Raw genomic sequence first — 21,838 nt, forward strand, 5'->3', positions numbered from 1 at the left:
ATGGCCCAGTATCAAGACGACATCAAGGCAGTTGCCGGTTTGAAAGAAAACCACGGCAGCGCGTGGAATGCCATCAACCCCGAGTACGCCGCCCGCATGCGTGCGCAGAACAAGTTCAAGACGGGTCTGGACATCGCGAAGTACACGGCCAAGATCATGCGCGCCGACATGGCCGCCTACGATGCCGACCCGTCCAAGTACACGCAGTCGCTCGGCTGCTGGCACGGCTTCATCGGCCAGCAGAAGATGATCTCGATCAAGAAGCACTTCAACAGCACCGAGCGCCGCTACCTGTACCTGTCCGGCTGGATGGTGGCCGCGCTGCGCTCCGAGTTCGGCCCGCTGCCGGACCAGTCGATGCACGAAAAAACCTCCGTCAGCGCGCTGATCCGCGAGTTGTACACGTTCCTGCGCCAGGCCGACGCCCGTGAACTGGGCGGCCTGTTCCGCGAGCTCGACGCGGCCGAAGGCGCTGCGAAGGCCGCGATCCAGGAAAAAATCGACAACCACGTCACGCACGTCGTGCCGATCATCGCCGACATCGACGCGGGTTTCGGCAACGCGGAAGCCACGTACCTGCTGGCCAAGCAGTTCATCGAAGCGGGCGCATGCTGCATCCAGATCGAAAACCAGGTGTCCGACGAGAAGCAGTGCGGCCACCAGGACGGCAAGGTCACCGTGCCGCATGAGGACTTCCTCGCGAAGATCCGCGCGATCCGCTACGCGTTCCTGGAACTGGGCGTGGACGACGGCATCATCGTGGCCCGTACCGACTCGCTGGGCGCCGGCCTGACCAAGCAGATCGCCGTGACCAGCACGCCGGGCGACCTGGGCGACCAATACAACTCGTTCCTCGATTGCGAAGAACTGTCGGCCGACCAACTGGGCAATGGTGACGTCATCATCAAGCGCGACGGCAAGCTGCTGCGTCCGAAGCGCCTGCCGAGCAACCTGTTCCAGTTCCGCGCCGGCACGGGCGAAGCACGCTGCGTGCTGGATTGCGTCACCGCGCTGCAAAACGGCGCCGACCTGCTGTGGATCGAAACCGAAAAACCGCATATCGCGCAGATCGGCGGCATGGTCAGCGAGATTCGCAAGGTCATCCCGAACGCGAAGCTGGTGTACAACAACAGCCCGTCGTTCAACTGGACGCTGAATTTCCGCCAGCAGGCGTACGACGCGATGAAGGCCGAGGGCAAGGATGTGTCGGCATACGACCGCGCACAGCTGATGAGCGTGGAATACGATCAGACCGAACTGGCGGCGCTCGCCGACGAGAAGATCCGCACGTTCCAGGCCGATGCATCGCGCGAAGCCGGTATCTTCCACCACCTGATCACGCTGCCGACGTACCACACCGCCGCGCTGTCGACCGACAACCTGGCCAAGGAATACTTCGGTGACCAGGGCATGCTCGGTTACGTGGCCGGCGTGCAGCGCAAGGAAATCCGTCAGGGCATCGCCTGCGTGAAGCACCAGAACATGTCCGGCTCGGACATCGGCGACGACCATAAGGAATATTTCAGCGGCGAAGCGGCGCTGAAGGCGGCGGGCAAGGACAACACGATGAACCAGTTCTGATACCGGTCCTATCCGAAGCAAAAGCCAGCCCCGAAGGTCTTGTACCCTAAACGCACATACTTTTCGAGCGTTGTGTCCGAGACCCTTACGGCTGCTGGGATTCTGTCCCACCAGTGTTCGATGTATTGATACATAGAAATACATCGAAGCCCCGACGCGCCGATGCTGGTCATCGGCGCGTTTTTGTTGGCGAACTACAATTTCGGGGCACGCTTGGCGCGCGTATGCGTGTCGTTTTTGGCATGCCGCGAAGGCGGTCGGTAGGCCCCCCGAAATGGAGCCGACGCAATGCTCGATCAACCTCCTCGCGAAGCACGGGCCGCAATCCGAGCGGCCGCCGATGTTTCGGGCGATCTCTCGATGGCGCTGCCTTGGTATCGCAATGAATCTCTGCCGGTGTTCGATTGCAAGACGGCCGAGCAACTCGTGCTGGAGGGGCGTTCGGACGATTTGATGCGCGACATGGCGTCTCTCGAGGCTGGGGCGGCCGGATAGATCACTCGGCCGAGATCATGCGGGCCTTGTGATGCGCAACACAGGCCGGCCATCCACATTTTTCAGCGGGAAGTATGACTTGTGCGTCGCGGGATCGATCGCGACGACATGGGCATTCGGCCCGAGGCGGCCCTCACCGATCTTGTCGCCCGTATCCGCCTTGAAGCGAAATAGTGAAACGACACCATCCTCGCCTGCCACGTAGAGCGTTGACAGAGTCGGGTCGAATGCCAGCACGTCCGGATCACCACCGACAGCGAACGACTGGACTACCTGATTCGAGCGCATGTTGAAGACGATCAGCTTATCGTTTCCTTCGCACGCAATGAAGGCGAGACGATCGCGCGGATCGATCAACAGGCCGTGATTGCCTTTGGCGCCCGGCAGATCGAAGCGATGCGTCGCCTCGTGTTGGCTCCCCGCGACGGAATCTTGCGATTCTGCCCGGTTACGGCTTGGCCCCTTCATCGGGTTTGATGTGGCGGAACGCGGCAAGCAACGAGAGGTCGTAGGCGATCTTCAATGCGCCGCATGCGACGAGCGGCACGCCGAGCCACCCGAGTCCGAACAGGCTTCCCGCCACCGTCGGCGCGACAGCGGCGGCGAGACTGCGCGGCACCGACGTGAAGCTGGCCGCGGCAGGTCGTTCCGCCGGCGTGACGACGGCCATGACGTACGCGGTGCGCGTCGGCACGTCCATTTGCGACAACGCGCTGCGCATCAGCAGGAGCGCCAGCGTTGCCGGCAGCGTGGGCGCAAAGGCCGCGCCGATCAGGCAAAGGCTCGACGGGATGTGCGTGAAGACCATCGTGTTCAACAAGCCAATCTTGCGCGACAGCGGCGCAGCGACAAGCTGGGAACCGGCGGATAGCAAGCCGGACCAGAAGAAGAATTGCCCGGCTGCCCCGATCGACAGGCCGAAGCGCTGCATCAGCCAAAGCGACAGCAGCGAATTGACGACGAGTCCGCCGGCGAACGCGTCAATGCTGAACAGCAGCGCCAGCCGCGTGACGATCCGCCGGGAGGGACCGAGCGGCGGAGCGGCAGTTGCCCGGCGCGACTCCGCGATCGGCAGCCGGCGGTACAAAACAGCGACCGAGATTCCCGTCACCGCATACAGGAGAAACATCGCGCGCAACGCCTCGAGCAGCGAGATGCCTGCGTGTGACGCAAACCAGAGCGGCAGTCCCGCCGCGAGTGAACCCAGCGCGGCCGATACCGCGCCGATCAGGCTGTAGCGTGCGAACAAGGCGGTCCGCGCATCACCGTTCGCCGCTTCGGCGAGTCTCGCCTGTTCGAGCGGCAGGAACAGGCTGACATCGCCCGAGCTCGGATTGAGCGTGCCGACGAAGGCCACGACGAGTAGCGGCCAGAGCGTCGACAAGCCGGCAAAACCGATGCCGGTCGCAGCCATCAGAACGGCGGCAAGTGTCAGCATCCTGCGTGGCGGAAAACGGCTGGCGAGCACGCCGACGGCGATCGTCGCCGCGGCCGAGCCTGCCAGCGTCGCGGTGCTGATCAACCCGACCTCGACTTGCGCGAAGCCGAGCATCAGCAGGTAGGCCGGCAGCAGGACTGCAACGAAGCCGTCGCAGAAGCCGCGCAGGCCGCGGCTGACGAGAAGAATCCATGCCGTGTGCTCCACGCCAGCCGGCATCAGCCAGCGTGAAACGCGAACCGCGTACGAGGCTGCCGGGCGCCCGCTAGGCGCGTGCATCACGTCGGCACCACGTATAAAGCGCGTCGTACATCACCATCCCGTGCTGCAACTGTTCGTGATCGTCGGCGAAGTTTCCCGACAGGCCGATCGATATCGCATACAGGCCGGTCGCCTCCGGCGCCAGGTCGAGCCGGTTCGTATCCGCACCGCGCACGATCTCGGCGAGCTTGAGCAGCGCGGGGTCGCGAAGTGCGTATTTGTCGAGGAACGCATCGAAGCTGCAATGTTCGCCGTGGTGCCCAAGCTCGACGCCGGGCACATCGTACGGGATTGCGCCCGTTTCGCCCGCGATTCGCAGCACGTCCGCCCCGGGCACATAGAGAAATTCAGGTGCGTCGTCGATGAACCGGGCGATGAGCCACGGACATGCGATGCGATCGATTTTCGGCCGTTCCCGCGTAATCCATTTCATGATGCATCTCCTGTATGGCGGTACGGAAGCTTCATGGCGACACGGCCGACGGGTCAGTCGTCCTCTTCGTCGTCACTGGCTGGGCGGCTATGATGAGCTTGCCATCTTCGGTCAGAATCAGACGTTGCTCCTGGCCACCCTGCTCGCTCGTCACCGCATGGAGCGAGTTGCCGTTCTTCATACGCCGTTGAATCGCCACGACGCTGCGGCCTTGCCGTCGACGCTCGATCGTCGTTCTCAACAGTGCCGGCGCTTACTCGAGCGTGACAACCTCGCCGCCCCCTGCTCGGACCCGCTTCTGTCGCAGCCGGACAGCGCAACAGACAGGGCCATCGCCATAGCGACCGGCACAATCCCGCAAGACCTTCGCATCACCCACTCCTTGTGGATCGCTCGCGGCGATTACCAGACCATGTGAATGACGATCAGTCGTTCGGACAGGCCCTGCAACCGGGCCGGATCGCACGCCAGCGTTTTCATCTGGTACGTCATGCTCATCTCCCGGTCGCGCGCTTCAGTGATGGACTAACGGATAGGCCGCCAACCCGATGAGTGCCGCTGCGGTGACGATCACCGGCTCCTGCAGCTTCTTGAAGCGCCACAGCAGCAGAACGGTCGCGACGGCCAGGACGGCGGTCGGCACGTCGACGATCGATCGCTTCGCGATGACGAGCACGGAGCCCGTGATTGCACCGACGGCCGCCGCCGTGATGCCGTCGACGAACGCCTTGACGTCGGCCCGGTGACCGTATTTCTTGACGTAGGGTGCCGGGATGATGGTGAACAGATAGCAGGGCAGGAAGGTGCCGAGCGCGGCGACGATTGCGCCCGGGAAGCCTGCCACCAGGTAGCCGATAAAGCCGACGGTGATCACGACCGGCCCCGGCGTGATCATGGCAACCGCGACGGCGTCGACGAACTGCTTGTCGTTGAGCCAGTGATGCTCGGTCACGACACCGCCGTACAGAAACGGCACGATCGCGAGCCCCGACCCGAACACGAATGCACCGGCTTTCGCAAAAAACACGCCGATCTGCGCGAGTTGCGGCAGATCGATGCCGCTCAGCAGGCCGCTGGCCGCCGGCAGGTTGGCGCCGGCGAGCGCGCTCAGCCCGCCCTTGTGCAGCCATTTGGGCGGGGCGCGCCACAGCCAGCCGATCAGGCCGGCGACGATGAAGAGCCACGCGATTTCCGATTCCGTGATGAAGGTCACGGCAGCCAGCGTGATGAAGATCGCCCACAGCAGCTTGTCGTTGCCGACGGTCTTTATCGTGAGCTTGTACGCGCTCATCGCGATGATGCCGACCACGGCGGCCCCGACGCCATAGAAGACTGCCTGCATCCACGACAGCCCGCCGAAGTGCGCATAGGCGAACCCGAGCGCGAGCACCATCAGGAATGACGGCAGCACGAACGCAAAACCGACGAGCGTCGCGCCGCGGATCCGGTAGTGGACGAAGCCGAGATAGATCGCGAGCTGGGCGGCCATCGGTCCCGGTGCGAGCTGGGCCAGCGTGAGTCCTTCCTTGTAGTCGGCCTCCGTGATCCAGCCGCGCTTCTCGACGAGATCGCGGCGCATGTAGCCCGCCAGCGCGACCGGGCCGCCGAACCCCAACGCGCCGAGACGCAGCATGTAGCCGACCAGTTGGCCTAGCGAATAGGTCGGCTCGGTCGTCGCGATAGCGGTAGTCATGACTTGGCCCCGGTGCCGTTCTTGTCGTTCGACGCGAAATGCACGTACAGCGAGTCGAGTACCGCCCCCATCTGCTCGAGCAATTGATCGTCGTTGTCCGTGCGCTGGCGAGTGCCGGCCATCACGGCCTCGAAGCCGACTGCTTCCGGCGCCGCAGTGCCGCCGACGTCAAGCGCATGCACGATCTCGCCGAGCCGCATCAGCGCCGGGTCCTGGTCGAGCCCGAAACTCGCGAGCAGCACCTCGAACGTCACGCGTTCGCCGACGTGGGTGAACGTCGCACCGTCGAAATCGAAGCCAAGCGCATCGGCCGGACAATCGGTCGGCGACGCGAGCCAGATGAAGCGCGCGCGTGCGTCGATGAAACGGCGGATCAGCCACGCGCTCGCGACGCGGTCGACCCACATGCGCTGCCGTGTCGCCCAGGTGCGACCTTGATACTCGTCGATCGCCAGCCGCCGGATTTCGCGTTCCGCGGCATGCGGCTCGCCTGGCGACAGCACGGTGTCGACCAGTGCGACGAAATCCTGCAGCGCGACTTCGGCGCGGGTGGCCGAGTCGCCCGGGAAGTAGTCGATCGCACGGAGCGTGTCGAAGTCCTTGTGCAGGCGCCGCAGCAGGCGGGTCAGTTCCGTGGCGGATTGCCCGGCCAGCGTCTTGCGCGCGTCGGCAAGGGCGCGGGTAAAGATCGTGTAGTCGTCGTCGCGACTGAACAGCGCACGGAATTCCTGCTCCTGCGACGCGTCGAGGCTCGGCGCGCGCAGCAGGTGGGCCGTGCCGCCGCTTTCGGCGATCCCGTCCGCCAGTTCGCGTAGCGTACTTTCATGCTCGGCCGTGTACGGAAGCAGGTAGATGCCGTCGCGCAGCACCGCGCAGCCCTTTGCCTTGAGCGCGCGCCAGTACCGCATGCGGGCCGTCGCGTTTTCAGTCGGAAGGGTCAGAACGAGGAGTGACCAGGCCGTGAAAGTATCCATGTAGCGAATACTACTCACGCGTTATTTACTCTACAAGTTAACTTTGAGGGCAACTGCCTAGCCGTTGCGGCCGCCTTTCCCGTGCGGCGGCTGCGAGCGACCGCAACGATTCAGCGTGCAGCGTCCACCGGGCATAGAAACCAGAACGCGACAACTGCGGATGGATTGTCAGTCGCCAAGCAGTTTGCGAACATCGCGAGCGAAGCCCAGGTCACCGTCGATCCCGAGACTGGCCATCCGCTCCGGCACGATCGCCACACCTCGCCCGGCCGCGACGAGATTCGGCATCGACGTCTTCGGCGACACGATCCGCGCCGCTGCCGGTACGAATCCTCGCTTCAAACAAAGATGGATCACGGCGCGGGCCGGCCACTCAGAAGTTGTGCTTCACTCCGACCGTCACCGACAGTTGCCGACTGCGGGTCGCATTCGGCAGGTTCGGAATCTGCGCATAGTTCGCCGCGCCGCCCGTCGCCGGGTCGATGCCGATCCCGCGACCTGCCGCCTTCTGGAAAATGCCGACCGTATAGAGCGACGTCCGCTTCGACAGGTTATAGGTCATCCCCAGGTTGACCTGATGAAACTTCGGCGAGCCGTTTGCGTCGGTCTTCATCGAGTTGTAGATATAGGCCGCACCCAGCATGAACGCCGGCGTCACCGAAAACGTCGTGTTGACCTCGACGATGTCGAAGCGCGCATCGGCGCCGTGCGGATGGGCGGCATCGGCAAAATACCGGCTGTCGCCGAGTGTCGTGTGCGTGTAGACGACGCCGACCGTCGCCGGCCCGATCGCATACGAGCCGCCCATTCCGATCGCCTTCAATGCACGCGCATCCTGCAGCTTGCAATACATCGCCGCCGGATTCGAACACGCGAAATCGCCGATATAACCCTGCGCGCCGCCGAGCGCCGCGTCGAGCGGATGATTCAGGTCGAGCGCGCCGACGCCGAACGAAAATGGCGCGTTGTTGTAGCTCGCGGCCAGCGCCCATCCGCGCTGCCGGGAAAAATCGCCGGCGACACCGCCGAACGAAAACGTGCCGCTGAACGAAAATCCCGCCATCACGGGGCTCGTGTACTGCACCGCGCTGTTCAGGTTGAGTGCGGCGTTGAGGTTGTCGACGTCACCGATATGCGCGCCGAACAGCGTGGCCCACGGAACGCTCGACGCGTAGGGTGCGAGCGTAGTCGTGTACGAATCGAACTGCCGGCCGACGGTCAGCGTCCCGTAGCGATCGTTCGACAAGCCGACCCACGCATTCTGGTTGAACAGCGTATCGGTCTGCAGCAAGCTGCCGTTGTTCATCCAGAAGCTGTTTTCGAGCTTGAACGTAACGGCCGTGCCGCCGCCGATATCCTCGCTGCCCGTCAGGCCGATGCGCGACGGCGCGCTCGCGCCGCCCGTCATCTGCCACGCATGCCCGCCGCGCACCGCGCCGTCGGCCCCGGTCGTCTGCACGTTGTTCGTGTACGTGATGCCGGTATCCACATCTCCGTACAGCGTGACGCTGTTCAACGCATGCGCGCCCTGCGTGACGGCGAGCGCCGCCACCGCCGCCGCGATCCCGCGCGGCGTCGTCAGATCCTTCATCGATCATCCTCCCTGATGCGTCGTATCCGTGTCGCGACCGTGTGCCGGAACCCGAACGCGCCGGCCGGTGGGCGCGAGCGTTGCCGGCGCCCCGGCAGCGCTCGCATCCGCACTTACGCGTAGTTCATCATCACCGACTTGCTTTCCGTGTACTGGTCGATCACCGCGCGACCGAGTTCACGGCCGAAACCCGACTGCTTCATCCCGCCGAACGGCATCGCGTTGTCGAGCAGCGAATGGCAGTTGACCCACACCGTGCCGGCCGCAATACGCGGGATGAGCTTGTGAATCGCGGAAAGGTCGTTCGACCAGATGCTCGCGCCGAGACCATACGGCGTGTCGTTCGCGAGCTGCACGGCCGTGTCGACATCGTCGAACGGCATCGCGACCAGCACCGGCCCGAAGATCTCCTCGCGCACGACGCGCATCGCCTGCGTCGTATCGATCAGCACGGTCGGCTCGACGAAGAAGCCGGGGCCGTCGATCGCACGGCCGCCCGCGGCGGCGCGCGCGCCCTCTGCGAAACCAGAGTCGATGTAACCGCATACGCGCTCGCGCTGCTTCGCCGACACGAGCGGGCCGATCTGCGTCGACGGGTCCATTCCCGGGCCGATCTTCAGGCTCGCGGCGATCTTCGCGACGCGTTCGATCACGCCGTCGAACACCTTCGCATGGATGTATGCGCGCGAACCTGCCGTGCACACCTGCCCCTGGTTGAAGAAGATCGCATTCGCGACGCCCAGCGCGGCTTTGTCGAGATCGACGTCGGGCAGCACGATCACCGGCGACTTGCCGCCAAGTTCGAGCGACATCCGCGTCATGTTGTCGAGCGCCGCGTGACCGATCGTCTTGCCCGTTTGCGTCGAGCCCGTAAACGCGATCTTGTCGATGCGCGGATCGCGCGACAATGCGGCGCCCGCCGTGTGACCGTAACCGGTGACGATATTGACGACGCCGTCCGGGAACCCGGCCTGCTGAATCAATTCCCCGAGCCGCAACGCACTCAGCGGCGTATCTTCCGCGGGCTTCAGCACGATGGTGCAACCGGTCGCAAGCGCAGGCGCAATCTTCCACGCCGCCATCAGCAGCGGGAAATTCCACGGAATGATCGCGCCAACGACGCCGACGGGCTCCTTGCGCGTATAAGTGAAGACTTCGCTGTCCGGCATGTACGGCATGCCCGCATCGATCACGCTGCCTTCGATCTTCGTCGCCCAGCCGGCCATGTAGCGGAAACACTGCGCGGCCATCGCGACGTCGAGCCCCTGCGCGACCATCACCGGCTTGCCGTTGTCGAGCGATTCGATCTCGGCAAGCTCGCGCGCATTGGCTTCGACCAGGTCGGCGAGCTCGAGCAGCAGCCGCTCGCGGTCGGTGGTCTTCGCGGTGCGCCACGGCCCCGCATCGAATGCGCGCCGCGCGGCGGCGACGGCCTGCTGCACGTCGCGTTCGTCCGCTTCGGGCACGCGTGCGATCACGGTGCCGTCGGCCGGGTTCACGACGTCGATCTGCCGGCCCGACGCGGCATCGCTCCACTCGGAGCCGATCAGCATCTTCTTCGGCTTCGCGAGAAATGCACGTGTTGCGTCGAGCACCGGGAATGTCTCGTTTGTCTTCATGTTCAATCCTCCTCGATTTCTTGAATGGGCCGGTCAGTAGCGATCCGCGACGCCGTCGATCCCGCGTTCCTGCAACGCACGGACGAGGCCGGCACGCACGGTCGCGACGTCGGAAAAGGCAGGCCTGCGGTGCGCGGCGACTTCGGCGGCCGTATAAGGCTTGAAGTCGCGCGGCAGCGCATCGCGGTTCATCGTCGTGAGCACCCAGTTGAGTACGTCGGCCAGATCCTGATCCGACAGCGCCGAGTTCGACGCGCCAGGCACGCGCGTCACGTATTCGCGCCCGGCCGGCAGATGCGTGAAGTAGCCGAGCGAGTTCGCGAGCGGCGGCACCTTGCCGGGAATGCCGCCGCCCGTCGTCGTGTGGCAGCCCATGCAATTGAGCACCCAGTGCTGCCGCGCGAGCGACGCGTCGGCCGCGCCGTCGGCATGCGCGGGCGCAGCGGTCACGCATGCGATAGCGCCTACGAGCAGCAACAGCGACAGCAGCCGACGCGGCAAGCCGCCGATCCGCGATGCCGCCTTCGACGTGCGCCGCGCGCGCTGCATCGGCTCGCCAACGCGCGATGCCCAGGCGACGTTCACAGGCCCAACTCCTTGACCACCACGGCGCGTTGCGCGTGAACGGCCGTGCCGTCCATCTCCTTCGCGCGCGCCGCGCGGATCTCGGCCGCGGTGAACGGCTTCGCGCTGCCTCGCTGCGCGTCGAGGTCGAACACGACGTAGTTGAGCACGTGCGCGATATCGTCGTCGCTCGCGCTCGCAAACGACGGCATCTTGAAGTTGTAGCTCTTGTCGTGCACCTTGATCTCGCCGAACATTCCGTGCAGCAGCGTCTCGACCAGTTGCGCACGCCCGGCTTCGACCGCCGCGTACCTGCCCGGATACTCGGTCAGCGGCGGCGCGAGGCCGTCCTGCCCCTTGCCGCCCGCCTGGTGGCACACCGCGCACTGCGCGTCGAACAGGCTCTTGCCGGCCGGGTAATGCACGGCCTGCTGCGCGCCGGCGATGCCCGGCAACGCGATTGCCGAGACGCTCGCCACGCACGCGACGACGATTTTTCCCGCTTGCTTCACTTTCATTGCTTCGCCGCTCCCAGCAGAACCGAAACCGAACAGTGGTAATTCGAATTACCGTTGGCCATGCACCAGTTGATGTCGTTGTTCAACGACAGCTTGTACAGCGGCTTCTCGCGCTCGTTGCGATTGCAGAAGCACTTTCCGCACGACGTCTTGCCGCAGCAATCGTTGTACGACACGATGTAGTCCGAACCGTCGTGCGGGTTGCGGCAAGTGCCGATCCACGTGATGGGCGAAGGCGTCGTGCCCGGCGGGCAACTGCTCGACGTGCCGCCGCAGCAGCTGCAAAGCCAGCCGTCGATCGCGCAATACTTCCAGTAGTCGCAGCTCATCGGGTCGTCGCTGGCCCCCGAGGCGGCCGCGCCGCCGGACGCAGCGGATGCGCCCGACGCCGCATCGGCCGCATACGCGGTGCGATCGACGGGCAGCAACGGCAGCATCGCCGATCCCACCAGCACCTTGCCGAGCTTCGCCATCGCGCTGCGCCGCGAACTGTGCTGCGCGACGCCGCGCGCCGACCGCTCGAACCATGAATCAAACAGGCCCATGTCGTTGTTCTCCAATGACGTTGAAAGGGGTTCGGCCGGTCATGCGTGCTGCGCGTGGGTGCCGCGGCTGCGACCGCCATGCACGAACTGCTGCAGCGACGCGACGCCGCGCTCCTTCGCTTCGAACAGGCTCTCGAGATGCTCGCGCGTGTTGACGAGCCCCTTCGCGCGCACCGTGCCGGTTTCGTCGAGCAGCACCGCATACGGCAGCTTGCCGATCTGGTACGCGAGGCCGAGCTCCTGCGACAGCACGTACGGGAAGCGCCCGAGGTCGTGCTTCTGCGCGAAGCGCGCGTGCTCGTCGACATTGCCGTCGCTCGCGAGCACGATGTTCACCGGCGGCGATTCGCTCGCCTGCAGCGACGGCAGCAGCGGCAGCAGCTTCTTGCAGACCGGGCACGTCGGCGACAGGAAGAACAGCAGCGTCGCTTTGCCCGACGCATCGATGCCGCCGACCTTCACCTGCGAGCCACGAATGTCGGTCAGCTCGAACGTCGGCGCGATCGCACCGACCGCCGGCCCCTTGTCGATCATCAGCGCGCCGGCCGGCATGATGCGTTCGTACAGGATGCCGATCTGGCGCACCAGCGCGAGACAGATCGCGCCGAGCGCGAGGACGGCAACCCACAGCAGTGCGGTGGAAACGGTGAGAGCGGTTTGCATCATGAATTCCTCAGGTGGGAAAGGCGCGGTACGTTGGCGAGCAGCACATCGACGGCGAGTAGCGCGCAGACGATCAGCAGTACGGAGAAAAACAGCGTCAGGTAGTCGAACCACACGACCGCACGCGCACCCGGCTCGACGAGCGCGGTCGCGGCCAGCGCGGCGAGCAGCAGCACGCGGCCCACATGCAGCCAGCCGATGCCGCGAGGCGCGTCCACGCGCGCTGTGGCGAAACCGGAACAGCCGCAATCGATGTCGGTGTGGCCGCGCAGCAGGTTGATCGCAAGCCCGGCCGCGAAAACCACGAGCAACGCGATCAGGCCGATCGCGCCGGCCATGCGCGTATCGGGAAACAGCAGCGCCGCGGCGCAGGCGGCTTCCGCGAGCGGAATCGCGAACGCGACAGGCGCGGTCAGCGCGTCGGGCAGCAGCCGGTAGCCCGCAAGCGCGTGGCGGAACGCGGCGGGCCGGCGCATCTTCGCGAAGGCGCCGAGCAGCACGACGACGGCCGCGCCGGCCTGCGCGCTGGTGGCAAGTACGGGATCGAGAGTCATCGCGGCCTCACGGGTTGACGAGCAGCGTCGACGTATTGCCGATCTGCTTCTCTACGTTGCGCAGCTTGCCGGTGTGCGCGTCCATCACGACGAGGTCGGACGTCGCGGTCAGCCCGTAGAACAGCGGCTTGTCGTCCTCGCTTACCTGGATCGACACGAGCGGATCGACCTTCTGCTGCGCGAGGTCCCAGCGCGCGACACGCTGCTTCGACTTCAGCTCGAATACCCACACCTGCGTGCCGGGATCCTTGTGCGAACCGTCGCCGCCCTTGTGCATCAGCACGTAGTAGCGGTTCTGCTTCGCCTGCACGGCCGTCTGCTGCATGCCGCCGGGGCGCCAGCCTTCGGCGCGCTCGGCATCGGTCAGCAGCGGCCACGACTTGCCGAACGCCGGCTTGTCGCCGCTGAAATCGGCGCTGCGCACGTTGCCGCCGTACGTCGTGAACAGATAAGCGCCCTTGTATGGCGACGCGTTCACGAACGCAGGATCCTTGTCGACGTCGATGAACGCATCGGACATCGTGCGCTTCGTTTCCTTGCCATTCGCATCGAGCGTGACGGTCAGCGCCTTGCCGCTTTCGCACAGCGCGGTGAAACGGTCTTTCCCCGACGGATACGCGAGCACGCACGCGGCCGTGTCGATCTCCGACAGCACCTTCTTCGAGACGGCGTCGATCACCGTCACCGACGCGGCCGGCGTGATGTTCGCGACGTACAGCCGCTTGCCGTCGGGGCTGAACGCGGTGTTGTACGGCGACGGCACATGCTGCCCGTGCTTCGGCGAAATCACGATCTCGCCCGCGTGATCGAGCGTCGTGTTGTCGGTCATTTCGACGACGTCGGTGCGCGTGCCGTGCGAGCCGCGCGAGAAGTAGGTCGTCGCGACGAAGCTCGTCTTGTGGTCGGGCGAAATCGCGAAGCCGGGGGCGAAGCCGCCGTCGATCTGGCCGAGTAGCTTCTTCGCGTCGGCGTCGTACACGTAGATGCGCCCGTCGGTCATCGACGGCATCGAGATGTCGACGATATAGACCTCGTGCGGATGCCACGGCGGCATCTTCTGCACGACCAGCTCCTCGGGTTTCTCCGTCGCGCATGCGCTGCCGATCCATGCCGCCGCGAACGCCAGCGTCGCCGCGAGCGCCGCGGTTCGTCGCGTTGTCCTCATGTCGCCTCCAGTTGGGGATTCACTTGATGTGGGGCGACTGTAGTTCGACAAAAAATCCGGTCAGCACCAGGACCGGCAACGCGTGCGTGCCGATTCGGGATATTGGAAATCCGCCTGAAAGCCGCGCGCGCACGCGGCTTCCGACCCTCTGACGAATACGCACGGAATAGCGCTCGACCTTATTGCGTCGACCGCTCGGCCGGTTTAATCTTCCGCGGTCCTGATCGACACCCCTGGAGGCGCTGTGTTCGTGTTTCACGAGATGTTCGACGATGCGGACCAACACGCGGACGCGCTGCGCGGCTGGAACCAGCGCTACGACCAGATCGGTTCGGGCGCGTATCGCAGTGTGGTCAAGCACGCGGTGCTCGACGGCATCGAGTTGTTCCAGGAAGCCGCGAACGTGCGCATCATCCAGCGCGGACGATTGCCGCCCGGTCACACGGTGTTCGGCATGCCGCTCACCGGCTCGGGCGCGTTCGCGTTCGGCGGCGCGCGCATCGACCGCGGCACGATGGTGATGGCGCGCGGCGGTGCGCCGTTCGAACTGCATTCGCCGGACGATATGTCGCTGATCGGTGTGGTCGTCGATGCCGAGCTGCTGCAGCAGGTCGAGGATGCGGCCGATGTCCGGCTCGACGATGCGGCGCTGCGGCGCGGCGTCGTCGACTTGCCGACAGCCATGCTGATGCGCGCGAGCATGCAGATCGCAACGCAACTCGAGCGCGTGCTGTCGTCGCCCGACACGTTCGACGACACGCGCGCGCAACGCGAACTGCGCGGCGATATCGGCAACGTGCTCGTCGATCTCCTCACGTACCGGATGCCCGAGCCGTCGAACCGGCTCACGCATGCTTGCCGCGCCGACATCGTGCGCCGCGTGCACGACTATGTGATCGACCATCCGGAAGCGCCTGTCGACGTGCTGAGCCTGTGCGCGCAGTTGCGCGTGAGCCGGCGCACGATGCAGAACAGCTTTCAGTCGGTCGTGCAGACCAGCCCGCTGCACTACGTGCGCTCGCTGCGCCTTTCGCAGGTGCGGCGGATGCTGCTCGACACACGCCAGGCCGACCTGCCGATCAGCGACGCGGCCGCGCGCTGGGGCTTCATCCATCTCGGCCATTTCGCGAACGCGTACAAGGCGCAATTCGGCGAACTGCCGTCGGCCACGGCGCGCCGGTCGGTGCGCGCCGCAAAAACGCGCTGAAGCCGGGCAAAACCCGCGATAATCTTCCGCTGACCGTTCGGCGCCTGCGAGCCGGCCGCGGCGTGTGCCCGTCCGTTCGCTATCCCGTGCGATGTGTGACGACCACCGGATTCCATCCCCTGCCCCGATGCCCGAGGATTTCCACTTCCTGCTGCTGCCCGGCTTCTCCGCACTCGGCTTCATGTCCGCGGTCGAGCCGCTGCGTGTCGCGAACCGCTTCCGCACCGAACTCTACCGCTGGCACGTGATCAGCGCCGACGGTGCGCCCGTCGCCGCGAGCAACGGCATTCCGGTCGCCGCCGAAGCCGCGTGCGCGGACGTCGCACAGGTCGATACGGTGTTCGTCGTCGCAGGCTTCGATCCGCTCGTGTGCTACACGCGCGCAATCGGCGACTGGCTGCGCCGCCAGCACCGGCACGGCGCGACGCTCGGCGGCATCGACACGGGCAGCTTCGTGCTCGCGGAAGCCGGGCTGTTCGACGCGTCGCAGCCGCTGACGCTGCACTGGGAAGCGCTGGCCGCGTTCCGCGAACGCTATCCGGGCCTGAACGCGACGCAGGAGCTGTTCGAGATCGACGACCGGCGCATCACGTGCGCGGGCGGCACCGCGTCGATCGACATGATGCTCGACCTGATCGGGCGCCGACACGGCGCCGATCTCGCGGCGGCGATCTCCGAGCAGTTCGTCGTCAGCCGCATCCGGCAGCGCTCGGACAGCCAGCGGCTCGAAATCGCCGCGCGCTACGGCGTGCACAACCGCAAGCTGATCCAGGTGATCGGCACGATGCAGCGGCACATGGAAAATCCGCTCGGCTCCGACGCGCTCGCGCAGGACGTATCGATCACGCGGCGCCAGCTCGAACGGCTGTTCAGCGCGACGCTGAACGACACGCCGACGCATTTCTACCTGAACCTGCGCCTCGATCGTGCTCGCGAACTGCTGCAGCAGACCGACATGAGCATCACCTCGGTATGCGTCGCGTGCGGGTTCGAATCGCCGTCGCATTTCTCGCGCACGTATCGAGCGCGGTTCGGCTTGAGCCCGCGCAGCGACCGGCGCGCGACACGCTGATCGTCGCGGGTTTTAATCACAATCCTGCGTGGTATTGCGCGTTCCGGCGGCGTTTCCGGCCGCTCACTGAACAATGTCGGCGATTGATCGACGGACCGAAGCGACCGTCGAAAATAAATTGCAATGTCGCCGAAAATATTCTGTAACATACCTCGCAATTAGATAGGCAGCCTAACGAGACGAGAGACTGGATTCGACGTACGTCGATCTGCGCAAGGCTGCCGACCGATATCAGTATCGATCCGAGGGGTCTGACATGACGATGCTCGCTTCGCCGTCGCCGCAGCTTCCTGCCGTTCGCTTCCCCACCCCTGCTCCCGCCTGTTTCTTTTCGACCTGACATTTAGGTTTCCTTAGTCAGTCGACGCTCCCAACACCGCTACGCCGCACCGGTTCCATCGAACCGGCGCGCGGGCCGTGTCGTGCCTGCGCGCCACGAGCGCGGGGGCGTGTCCAACCGTTGAGATGAGGATCACGTATGCAGACATCACGCAAAGCATTGCCGCTCGCCCTGGGCCTCGCGCTCGGTTTCGGCATCGTCGGCGGCGCCGCGGCCGATACGAAGGTCTCGAATCCGCAGGCCGCGAGCCTGCGCGAAAGCCTGACGCGCGGCGTCGCGCCGCCCGCCGCGAAAGCCGATACGGCCGCCGGGCAGTTCCGCGCTGACGGGGTCGCCGTCACGCTGTACAACCCCGCGTATCGCGTGAAGAAGGCCGCCGCGACGCCTGCTGCAACCGCGCGCGACTTCGTCGCATCGCAGGCCACGCAGCTCGGGCTCGACGCGACCGCGCTCGCGAGCCTCGTCGTCACGTCGGAACGCAACGATGCCGACTTCACTGTCGTGCGCCTGCAGCAGCAGGCTGCCGGGCTGCCCGTGTACGGCAGCGACATCGCGGTGACGGTCGCGAAGGACGGCCGCATCCTGTACGTCGCGAGCAACACGATCAACGGCGTGGTCGCTACGTCGCGCAAGTCGCAGGCCGTCGACCAGCAGCAGGCACTCGACCGTGCGCGCGCGTATCTCGGCGTGAGCGGCTTCACGAATCTCGACGCGCAGCTCGTCGCGTTCGTCGACAAGGCCGGCACGCACACCGCTTGGAAGGTGCGCGGCCGCCCGCAGGACGGCCCGAAGGGTGATTGGGAACTGCTGATCGACTCGGGCAGCGGCGAAGTGCTGCGCGCCGAGGACAAGGCGTTCTACGCCACCGAAGGCACGGGTTTCGTGTTCCGCCCGGATCCGCTGTCGCCGACCAAGAGCAGCTACGGCAGCACCGGCTACAAGGACAGCAGCGACGCCGATTCGACCCAGCTCACGGCCGCGCGCGTGCGCGTGACGCTGAAGGATCTGGGGCAATCGGGCGCCCGCTACGCACTGTCGGGCCCGTATGCGGCGTGCGTCGATTTCGATGCACCACGCGACAACGCGTGCCCGCTGCAGTCGACGCCTGCGTTCGAGTTCACGCGCGGCAACCTGTATTTCGAGGCTGTGAACACGTACTACCACATCGACACGTTCCTGCGCTACGTGAACCAGACGCTCGGGATCAAGGCGCTGCCGTACCAGTACACGGGCGGCGTGCAGTACGACCCGCACGGCGAATCGGGCGACGACAACTCGTCGTACTCGTCGAGCAGCGGCCGGCTGACCTTCGGGCAGGGTGGCGTCGACGATGCGGAAGATGCGGACGTCGTGATCCACGAACTCGGCCACGGCATCCACGACTGGGTGACCAACGGCGGCCTGTCGCAACAGGAAGGATTGTCCGAAGGCACCGGCGACTATCTCGCCGCCGCGTACAGCCGCGACTTCAACCAGTGGAGCCCGACCGACGCGCAGTATCACTGGGTCTACAACTGGGACGGCCACAACGAATACTGGGGCGGCCGCGTGACCAACTGGAACGTCGGGCGCACCTATGCGCAGGCGCGCGGTGCCGAGATCCATACGGCCGGCCAGTACTGGGCATCGTGCAACCTCGTCGCGCGCGACGCGATCGGCGCGCAGGCGATGGACAAGGCATTCCTGAAGGGGCTGTCGATGACCAACAGCTCGACCAACCAGAAGGCCGCCGCGCAGGCCGTGCTGACGGCCGCCTCCGCGCTCGGCTACAGCAGCGCGCAACTCACGGCGATCGGCAATGCGTACAACAAGAGCTGCACGTACGGCGTGACCGTGCCGCAGAAATCGTAATTCCGCAGCAGGCGGGGGCACATCGCACGACCTGCGGCGCGCCCTCCTCCTCGACATCGTTACCCTCGCGAGATCGAACATGCCTACTCTGAAACTCACTCATCTGAGCGCCTCGCTGGGCGGCATGCTGTTGACCGCCGCCGCACATGCGGCCCCCGTGTGGATCACGCTCGGCGATGCGGCGTTCCGCCAGCTTCAACGCATCGACTCGAGTGCGACCGCGCAATACAGCACGACGGTCGATGCCGGCAAGACGGCCGACGGCGCCGCGCGCCGCGAAACCGTGCACGTCGTCGAAATCGACGATTCACGACTCGGCGAGCTGGCGCATGCCGTCCACCATGCGCGCGGCCACGGGCCCGGCTATGTCGTGCACGACTCGTTCGACGAAGCGCGCCAGGCACTGCAGCCGTTTCCGCCGTCGCTCGCGAAGCAGGTCGCGGCACCCGCGTACAAGGTGTCGAATGCACCGCAGATCGGCACCTGGATCCAGCAACTGCAGGCCAGCAACATCGTCGGCACGATCACGTCGCTGTCCGGCTTCACGAACCGCTACTACACGACGTCGCACGGCGTTGCCGCATCGGACTGGCTCGCGCTGCAGTGGAAGCAACTGGCAGGCTCGCGCACCGATATCGCCGTCGAGCAGTTCGCGCACACAGGCTTTCCGCAGAAGTCCGTGATCCTGACGATCCGCGGCAGCGATCCGGCCGCGGGCACCGTCGTGCTGGGCGGCCACCTCGATTCGACCGTCGGCCGCACGACGGAGAACACGCGCTCGCCCGGCGCGGACGACGATGCGTCGGGCATCGCGAGCCTCACCGAAGCGCTGCGCGTGCTGCTCGCGAACAACTACCGGCCGAAGCGGACGATCAAGTTTGTCGGGTACGCAGCGGAGGAAGCCGGCCTGCTCGGCTCGAAGGCGATCGCGAAGCAGTTCCGCGCGCAGAATGCGAACGTGGTCGGCGTGCTTCAGCTCGACATGACGAACTACAAGGGCGATCCGAAGGATATCTACCTGATCACCGATTACACGAACGCGTCGCAGAACACCTACCTGACGAATCTGGCGAAGACCCACCTGCCGGAACTCGCGATCGGCACGTCGCAGTGCGGGTATGCGTGTTCGGATCATGCGTCGTGGAATGCGCAGGGCTATCCGGCGTCGTTCCCGTTCGAGGCCGACCAGAACGACAGCCCGTATATCCATACCGTGAACGATACGCTGGAGAACTCGGATCGCCAGGCGAACCACGCGCTGAAGTTCGGCAAGCTGGCGCTGGCCTATGCGGTCGATCTCGGAGGGGTGGCGCCGTAGCCCTGAAACCCTGACAGCGAGCGGCCAGGTCGTCCGTCTGTCCGCCCGGAAACGCCGGAAGCGTGTGCTCGCGGTCCGCACACGCTTCCTCCCGGACGACTTTGATCGGAGACTATCTCGTCCAGCGTCGTAGAGACGCATGCCCGAAGCCAGCGCGGCCGCCACGGTGGCTTCATGGCGTGACACGTGCCGCGCGATTGACTCGATCGAACCGCGAACGCGCGCTCATCCGGATAGAATCGTCACTCTGCCACTCCGCTACACGCTTCCATCCATGACCGACACCACCCGCTCCGTCGACGATCTGTCGCCCGCTCGCGTCACGACCGCATTCGACCTGCCCGGCCATACGACCGTTCGCTCGCTCGGCGTCGCACAGGGCATCATCGTGCGTTCGCGCTCGATCGTCGGCTCGTTCGGTGCATCGCTGCAGACGATCTTCGGCGGCAACATCACGCTCTATACGTCGCTGTGCGAGAAAGCGCGCCAGCAGGCGTTCGACAAGATGCTCGCCGATGCGCGCAAGCTCGGCGCGAACGCGGTCGTCGCGATGCGCTACGACTCGACCGAGATCGGGTCGGGCATCACGGAAGTGATCTGCTACGGCACGGCCGTGCGCGTGACGCAGGACGCGTAACGCGCGTCACGCATCACACGTCGCGCTCGAGCGACTTCATGTTCGTGAGCTGAGGAAACAGCCGCATCCACGCGAGCGCGACGACAATCGTCGCGGCACCGCCGCCGACGATCGCCGTCAGCGCGCCCCACCATGCGGCCGTCACGCCCGACTCGAATTCGCCGAGCTGGTTCGATGTGCCGATGAACAGCGAATTGACCGCACTCACGCGCCCGAGCATGTCGTCGGGCGTACGAAGCTGCACGAGCGACAGGCGCACGACGACGCTGACCACGTCCGATGCGCCAAGCGCGGCCAGCGCAACGAGCGACAGCGCGAAGTGCCGCGACAGCCCGAACACGATCGTCGCGATGCCGAACGCGATCACGCCGCCGAACATCGCGCGGCCCGGCCGACCTTTCAACGGGAAACGCGTGAGCCACAGCGTGCCCGCGAGCGCGCCGACCGCGGGCGCCGCGCGCAATGCGCCGAGCCCCCACGGCCCGACCTGCAGGATGTCGCGCGCGTAGATCGGCAGCAGCGCGGTTGCGCCGCCGAACAGCACCGCGAACAGGTCGAGCGACAGCGCGCCGAGGATCGCCGGTTCGCGCCGGATGAACGCGATCCCCGAAAACACCGAGCGCAATGTGACCGGCTCGCGTGCAGGCGGCGCGCTGCGCAGCGGAATCGTGCCGCTCAACACCGCCGCAATCGCGAATGCCACGACGCTCGTGCCGAACGCGACGGGCGCACCGATACCGTAAAGCAGCCCGCCGAACGCGGGCCCGAGGATCTGCGCGGCCTGGTTCGCCGACGTCGACAGCGCGGTCGCGCGCGGCAAGTCGGTGCGCGACACAACCGCCGGCAGCAGCGACGAAACCGACGGCGACTCGAACGCGCGGGCCGTGCCGACGATCGCCGCGAGCGCATACACGGCCGGCGCGGCCAGCCACCCTTGCACGGCGCCGAGCAGGAACACGCCGGCGGCCAGCGCCTCGACGCCCTGACAGATCGTCGCGATGCGCCGCCGGTCGTAGCGGTCGGCCACCTGCCCGACGACGAGCGTCAGCGCGAACATCGGCACGAACTGCGCGAGGCCGACGAGACCGAGCGCGAACGCGCTGTGCGTGAGCGCATACACGTACCAGCCGATCGCGACCGACAGTATCTGGAAAGCCAGGGACGACATCACGCGTGTGCCCCAGAAGCGCTGGAACGGGGCGTGACGGAACAGGTTGGCGGGTAACGGGGATGGAGGCGCGGGTTCGGGTAAGTGGGCGGTCATCGGGGTCTCGGCGATCGGCGGTGCGTGACGCAACCGCTCAACGAGCGGCTACCTG

At 65.7% G+C, this 21,838-nt stretch carries 21 protein-coding genes and 1 pseudogene; 8 read left to right on the forward strand and 14 right to left on the reverse strand.

Features of this window, described 5'->3' with window-relative positions:
* Both DM992_RS22905 and DM992_RS22910 read left to right on the forward strand, forming a co-directional pair.
* A complete protein-coding gene (locus DM992_RS22905) occupies nucleotides 1–1,581 on the forward strand; it encodes an isocitrate lyase (protein WP_111018766.1) in 1,581 nt (526 codons plus the stop codon).
* Nucleotides 1,582–1,869: 288 nt separating this feature from the next.
* Nucleotides 1,870–2,076, forward strand: a complete 207-nt coding sequence (locus tag DM992_RS22910; protein ID WP_204356170.1) for a hypothetical protein — start codon at nucleotides 1,870–1,872, stop codon at nucleotides 2,074–2,076.
* A 15-nt stretch (nucleotides 2,077–2,091) separates the two neighbouring features.
* Here DM992_RS22910 and DM992_RS22915 read toward each other — a convergent pair.
* From DM992_RS22915 to DM992_RS22925, 3 genes and pseudogenes are all read right to left on the reverse strand, one after another.
* Nucleotides 2,092–2,475: pseudogene (locus DM992_RS22915) on the reverse strand (hypothetical protein); the annotation flags it as partial.
* Between the two features lie 49 nt (nucleotides 2,476–2,524).
* The gene (locus DM992_RS22920; protein WP_111018767.1) at nucleotides 2,525–3,793 is read right to left on the reverse strand and encodes an MFS transporter; all 1,269 of its coding nucleotides are present in this window, start codon (nucleotides 3,791–3,793) and stop codon (nucleotides 2,525–2,527) included.
* A complete protein-coding gene (locus DM992_RS22925; protein WP_111018768.1) occupies nucleotides 3,780–4,208 on the reverse strand; it encodes a chromate resistance protein ChrB domain-containing protein in 429 nt (142 codons plus the stop codon). The genes DM992_RS22920 and DM992_RS22925 overlap by 14 nt, the downstream gene beginning before the upstream one ends.
* On the opposite strand from DM992_RS22925, the gene DM992_RS41785 reads away from it, so the two are divergent.
* Nucleotides 4,207–4,626 carry a hypothetical protein gene (locus tag DM992_RS41785; protein ID WP_162631718.1) on the forward strand — a complete coding sequence of 140 codons (420 nt, stop codon included), beginning with the start codon at nucleotides 4,207–4,209 and terminating at the stop codon, nucleotides 4,624–4,626. The two genes, DM992_RS22925 and DM992_RS41785, sit on opposite strands and share 2 nt — an antisense overlap.
* 96 nt (nucleotides 4,627–4,722) lie before the next feature.
* Here the strand turns inward: DM992_RS41785 and DM992_RS22935 are convergent, their stop codons facing one another.
* The 10 genes from DM992_RS22935 to DM992_RS22985 all read right to left on the reverse strand — a co-directional run bounded on the left by DM992_RS22935 (nucleotide 4,723) and on the right by DM992_RS22985 (nucleotide 14,094).
* Nucleotides 4,723–5,901, reverse strand: coding sequence for a chromate transporter (locus DM992_RS22935; RefSeq protein ID WP_111018769.1), 1,179 nt, complete (start codon nucleotides 5,899–5,901; stop codon nucleotides 4,723–4,725).
* Entirely contained in the window at nucleotides 5,898–6,875 is a 978-nt protein-coding gene (locus DM992_RS22940) for a chromate resistance protein ChrB domain-containing protein (RefSeq protein WP_162631719.1), read from the reverse strand. The genes DM992_RS22935 and DM992_RS22940 overlap by 4 nt, the downstream gene beginning before the upstream one ends.
* A 373-nt stretch (nucleotides 6,876–7,248) precedes the next feature.
* Entirely contained in the window at nucleotides 7,249–8,466 is a 1,218-nt protein-coding gene (locus DM992_RS22950; protein ID WP_111018771.1) for a porin, read from the reverse strand.
* Between the two features lie 113 nt (nucleotides 8,467–8,579).
* Nucleotides 8,580–10,085 carry an aldehyde dehydrogenase family protein gene (locus DM992_RS22955; RefSeq protein ID WP_111018772.1) on the reverse strand — a complete coding sequence of 502 codons (1,506 nt, stop codon included), beginning with the start codon at nucleotides 10,083–10,085 and terminating at the stop codon, nucleotides 8,580–8,582.
* 33 nt (nucleotides 10,086–10,118) lie between these two features.
* Entirely contained in the window at nucleotides 10,119–10,634 is a 516-nt protein-coding gene (locus DM992_RS22960; protein WP_111018773.1) for a cytochrome c, read from the reverse strand.
* A gap of 32 nt (nucleotides 10,635–10,666) precedes the next feature.
* The gene (locus tag DM992_RS22965; protein ID WP_111018774.1) at nucleotides 10,667–11,167 is read right to left on the reverse strand and encodes a cytochrome c; all 501 of its coding nucleotides are present in this window, start codon (nucleotides 11,165–11,167) and stop codon (nucleotides 10,667–10,669) included.
* Nucleotides 11,164–11,712: a methylamine dehydrogenase light chain gene (locus tag DM992_RS22970; protein WP_034181018.1), complete on the reverse strand. Its 549-nt coding sequence runs from the start codon at nucleotides 11,710–11,712 to the stop codon at nucleotides 11,164–11,166. Before DM992_RS22970 ends, DM992_RS22965 begins: the two co-directional genes overlap by 4 nt.
* A 39-nt stretch (nucleotides 11,713–11,751) precedes the next feature.
* Complete coding sequence (gene mauD / locus DM992_RS22975; protein ID WP_111018775.1) at nucleotides 11,752–12,378, reverse strand: methylamine dehydrogenase accessory protein MauD; 627 nt, start codon at nucleotides 12,376–12,378, stop codon at nucleotides 11,752–11,754.
* Entirely contained in the window at nucleotides 12,375–12,929 is a 555-nt protein-coding gene (locus DM992_RS22980) for a MauE/DoxX family redox-associated membrane protein (protein ID WP_111018776.1), read from the reverse strand. The genes mauD and DM992_RS22980 overlap by 4 nt, the downstream gene beginning before the upstream one ends.
* 7 nt (nucleotides 12,930–12,936) lie before the next feature.
* The gene (locus DM992_RS22985) at nucleotides 12,937–14,094 is read right to left on the reverse strand and encodes an amine dehydrogenase large subunit (RefSeq protein ID WP_111018777.1); all 1,158 of its coding nucleotides are present in this window, start codon (nucleotides 14,092–14,094) and stop codon (nucleotides 12,937–12,939) included.
* A 244-nt stretch (nucleotides 14,095–14,338) separates the two neighbouring features.
* Here DM992_RS22985 and DM992_RS22990 point away from each other — a divergent pair, with 244 nt between their 5' ends.
* The 5 genes from DM992_RS22990 to DM992_RS23010 all read left to right on the forward strand — a co-directional run bounded on the left by DM992_RS22990 (nucleotide 14,339) and on the right by DM992_RS23010 (nucleotide 20,519).
* Complete coding sequence (locus DM992_RS22990) at nucleotides 14,339–15,301, forward strand: helix-turn-helix domain-containing protein (protein ID WP_111018778.1); 963 nt, start codon at nucleotides 14,339–14,341, stop codon at nucleotides 15,299–15,301.
* Between the two features lie 127 nt (nucleotides 15,302–15,428).
* Complete coding sequence (locus DM992_RS22995; RefSeq protein ID WP_111018779.1) at nucleotides 15,429–16,373, forward strand: GlxA family transcriptional regulator; 945 nt, start codon at nucleotides 15,429–15,431, stop codon at nucleotides 16,371–16,373.
* A gap of 478 nt (nucleotides 16,374–16,851) precedes the next feature.
* Nucleotides 16,852–18,564: a M36 family metallopeptidase gene (locus DM992_RS23000; RefSeq protein ID WP_111018780.1), complete on the forward strand. Its 1,713-nt coding sequence runs from the start codon at nucleotides 16,852–16,854 to the stop codon at nucleotides 18,562–18,564.
* Between the two features lie 79 nt (nucleotides 18,565–18,643).
* The gene (locus DM992_RS23005; RefSeq protein ID WP_111018781.1) at nucleotides 18,644–19,882 is read left to right on the forward strand and encodes a M20/M25/M40 family metallo-hydrolase; all 1,239 of its coding nucleotides are present in this window, start codon (nucleotides 18,644–18,646) and stop codon (nucleotides 19,880–19,882) included.
* A gap of 274 nt (nucleotides 19,883–20,156) precedes the next feature.
* The gene (locus DM992_RS23010) at nucleotides 20,157–20,519 is read left to right on the forward strand and encodes a YbjQ family protein (RefSeq protein WP_111018782.1); all 363 of its coding nucleotides are present in this window, start codon (nucleotides 20,157–20,159) and stop codon (nucleotides 20,517–20,519) included.
* Nucleotides 20,520–20,532: 13 nt separating this feature from the next.
* Here DM992_RS23010 and DM992_RS23015 read toward each other — a convergent pair whose 3' ends face one another.
* Nucleotides 20,533–21,783 (reverse strand): MFS transporter, encoded by a 1,251-nt coding sequence (locus DM992_RS23015; protein WP_111018783.1) that lies wholly within the window; start codon nucleotides 21,781–21,783, stop codon nucleotides 20,533–20,535.
* Between the last annotated feature and the right edge of the window lie 55 nt (nucleotides 21,784–21,838).

This window comes from Burkholderia sp. JP2-270 (genome assembly GCF_003233675.1).
GTDB lineage: Bacteria > Pseudomonadota > Gammaproteobacteria > Burkholderiales > Burkholderiaceae > Burkholderia > Burkholderia pyrrocinia_C.

Bases quoted from the DNA above. Each gene is read 5' to 3' on its own strand.
- DM992_RS22905 (WP_111018766.1), top strand. From the start codon at position 1: ATGGCCCAGTATCAAGACGACATCAAGGCAGTTGCCGGTTTGAAAGAA.
- DM992_RS22910 (WP_204356170.1), top strand. From the start codon at position 1,870: ATGCTCGATCAACCTCCTCGCGAAGCACGGGCCGCAATCCGAGCGGCC.
- DM992_RS22920 (WP_111018767.1), bottom strand. From the start codon at position 3,793: ATGCACGCGCCTAGCGGGCGCCCGGCAGCCTCGTACGCGGTTCGCGTT.
- DM992_RS41785 (WP_162631718.1), top strand. From the start codon at position 4,207: ATGATGCATCTCCTGTATGGCGGTACGGAAGCTTCATGGCGACACGGC.
- DM992_RS22925 (WP_111018768.1), bottom strand. From the start codon at position 4,208: ATGAAATGGATTACGCGGGAACGGCCGAAAATCGATCGCATCGCATGT.
- DM992_RS22935 (WP_111018769.1), bottom strand. From the start codon at position 5,901: ATGACTACCGCTATCGCGACGACCGAGCCGACCTATTCGCTAGGCCAA.
- DM992_RS22940 (WP_162631719.1), bottom strand. From the start codon at position 6,875: ATGGATACTTTCACGGCCTGGTCACTCCTCGTTCTGACCCTTCCGACT.
- DM992_RS22950 (WP_111018771.1), bottom strand. From the start codon at position 8,466: ATGAAGGATCTGACGACGCCGCGCGGGATCGCGGCGGCGGTGGCGGCG.
- DM992_RS22955 (WP_111018772.1), bottom strand. From the start codon at position 10,085: ATGAAGACAAACGAGACATTCCCGGTGCTCGACGCAACACGTGCATTT.
- DM992_RS22960 (WP_111018773.1), bottom strand. From the start codon at position 10,634: ATGCAGCGCGCGCGGCGCACGTCGAAGGCGGCATCGCGGATCGGCGGC.
- DM992_RS22965 (WP_111018774.1), bottom strand. From the start codon at position 11,167: ATGAAAGTGAAGCAAGCGGGAAAAATCGTCGTCGCGTGCGTGGCGAGC.
- DM992_RS22970 (WP_034181018.1), bottom strand. From the start codon at position 11,712: ATGGGCCTGTTTGATTCATGGTTCGAGCGGTCGGCGCGCGGCGTCGCG.
- mauD (WP_111018775.1), bottom strand. From the start codon at position 12,378: ATGATGCAAACCGCTCTCACCGTTTCCACCGCACTGCTGTGGGTTGCC.
- DM992_RS22980 (WP_111018776.1), bottom strand. From the start codon at position 12,929: ATGACTCTCGATCCCGTACTTGCCACCAGCGCGCAGGCCGGCGCGGCC.
- DM992_RS22985 (WP_111018777.1), bottom strand. From the start codon at position 14,094: ATGAGGACAACGCGACGAACCGCGGCGCTCGCGGCGACGCTGGCGTTC.
- DM992_RS22995 (WP_111018779.1), top strand. From the start codon at position 15,429: ATGCCCGAGGATTTCCACTTCCTGCTGCTGCCCGGCTTCTCCGCACTC.
- DM992_RS23000 (WP_111018780.1), top strand. From the start codon at position 16,852: ATGCAGACATCACGCAAAGCATTGCCGCTCGCCCTGGGCCTCGCGCTC.
- DM992_RS23005 (WP_111018781.1), top strand. From the start codon at position 18,644: ATGCCTACTCTGAAACTCACTCATCTGAGCGCCTCGCTGGGCGGCATG.
- DM992_RS23010 (WP_111018782.1), top strand. From the start codon at position 20,157: ATGACCGACACCACCCGCTCCGTCGACGATCTGTCGCCCGCTCGCGTC.
- DM992_RS23015 (WP_111018783.1), bottom strand. From the start codon at position 21,783: ATGACCGCCCACTTACCCGAACCCGCGCCTCCATCCCCGTTACCCGCC.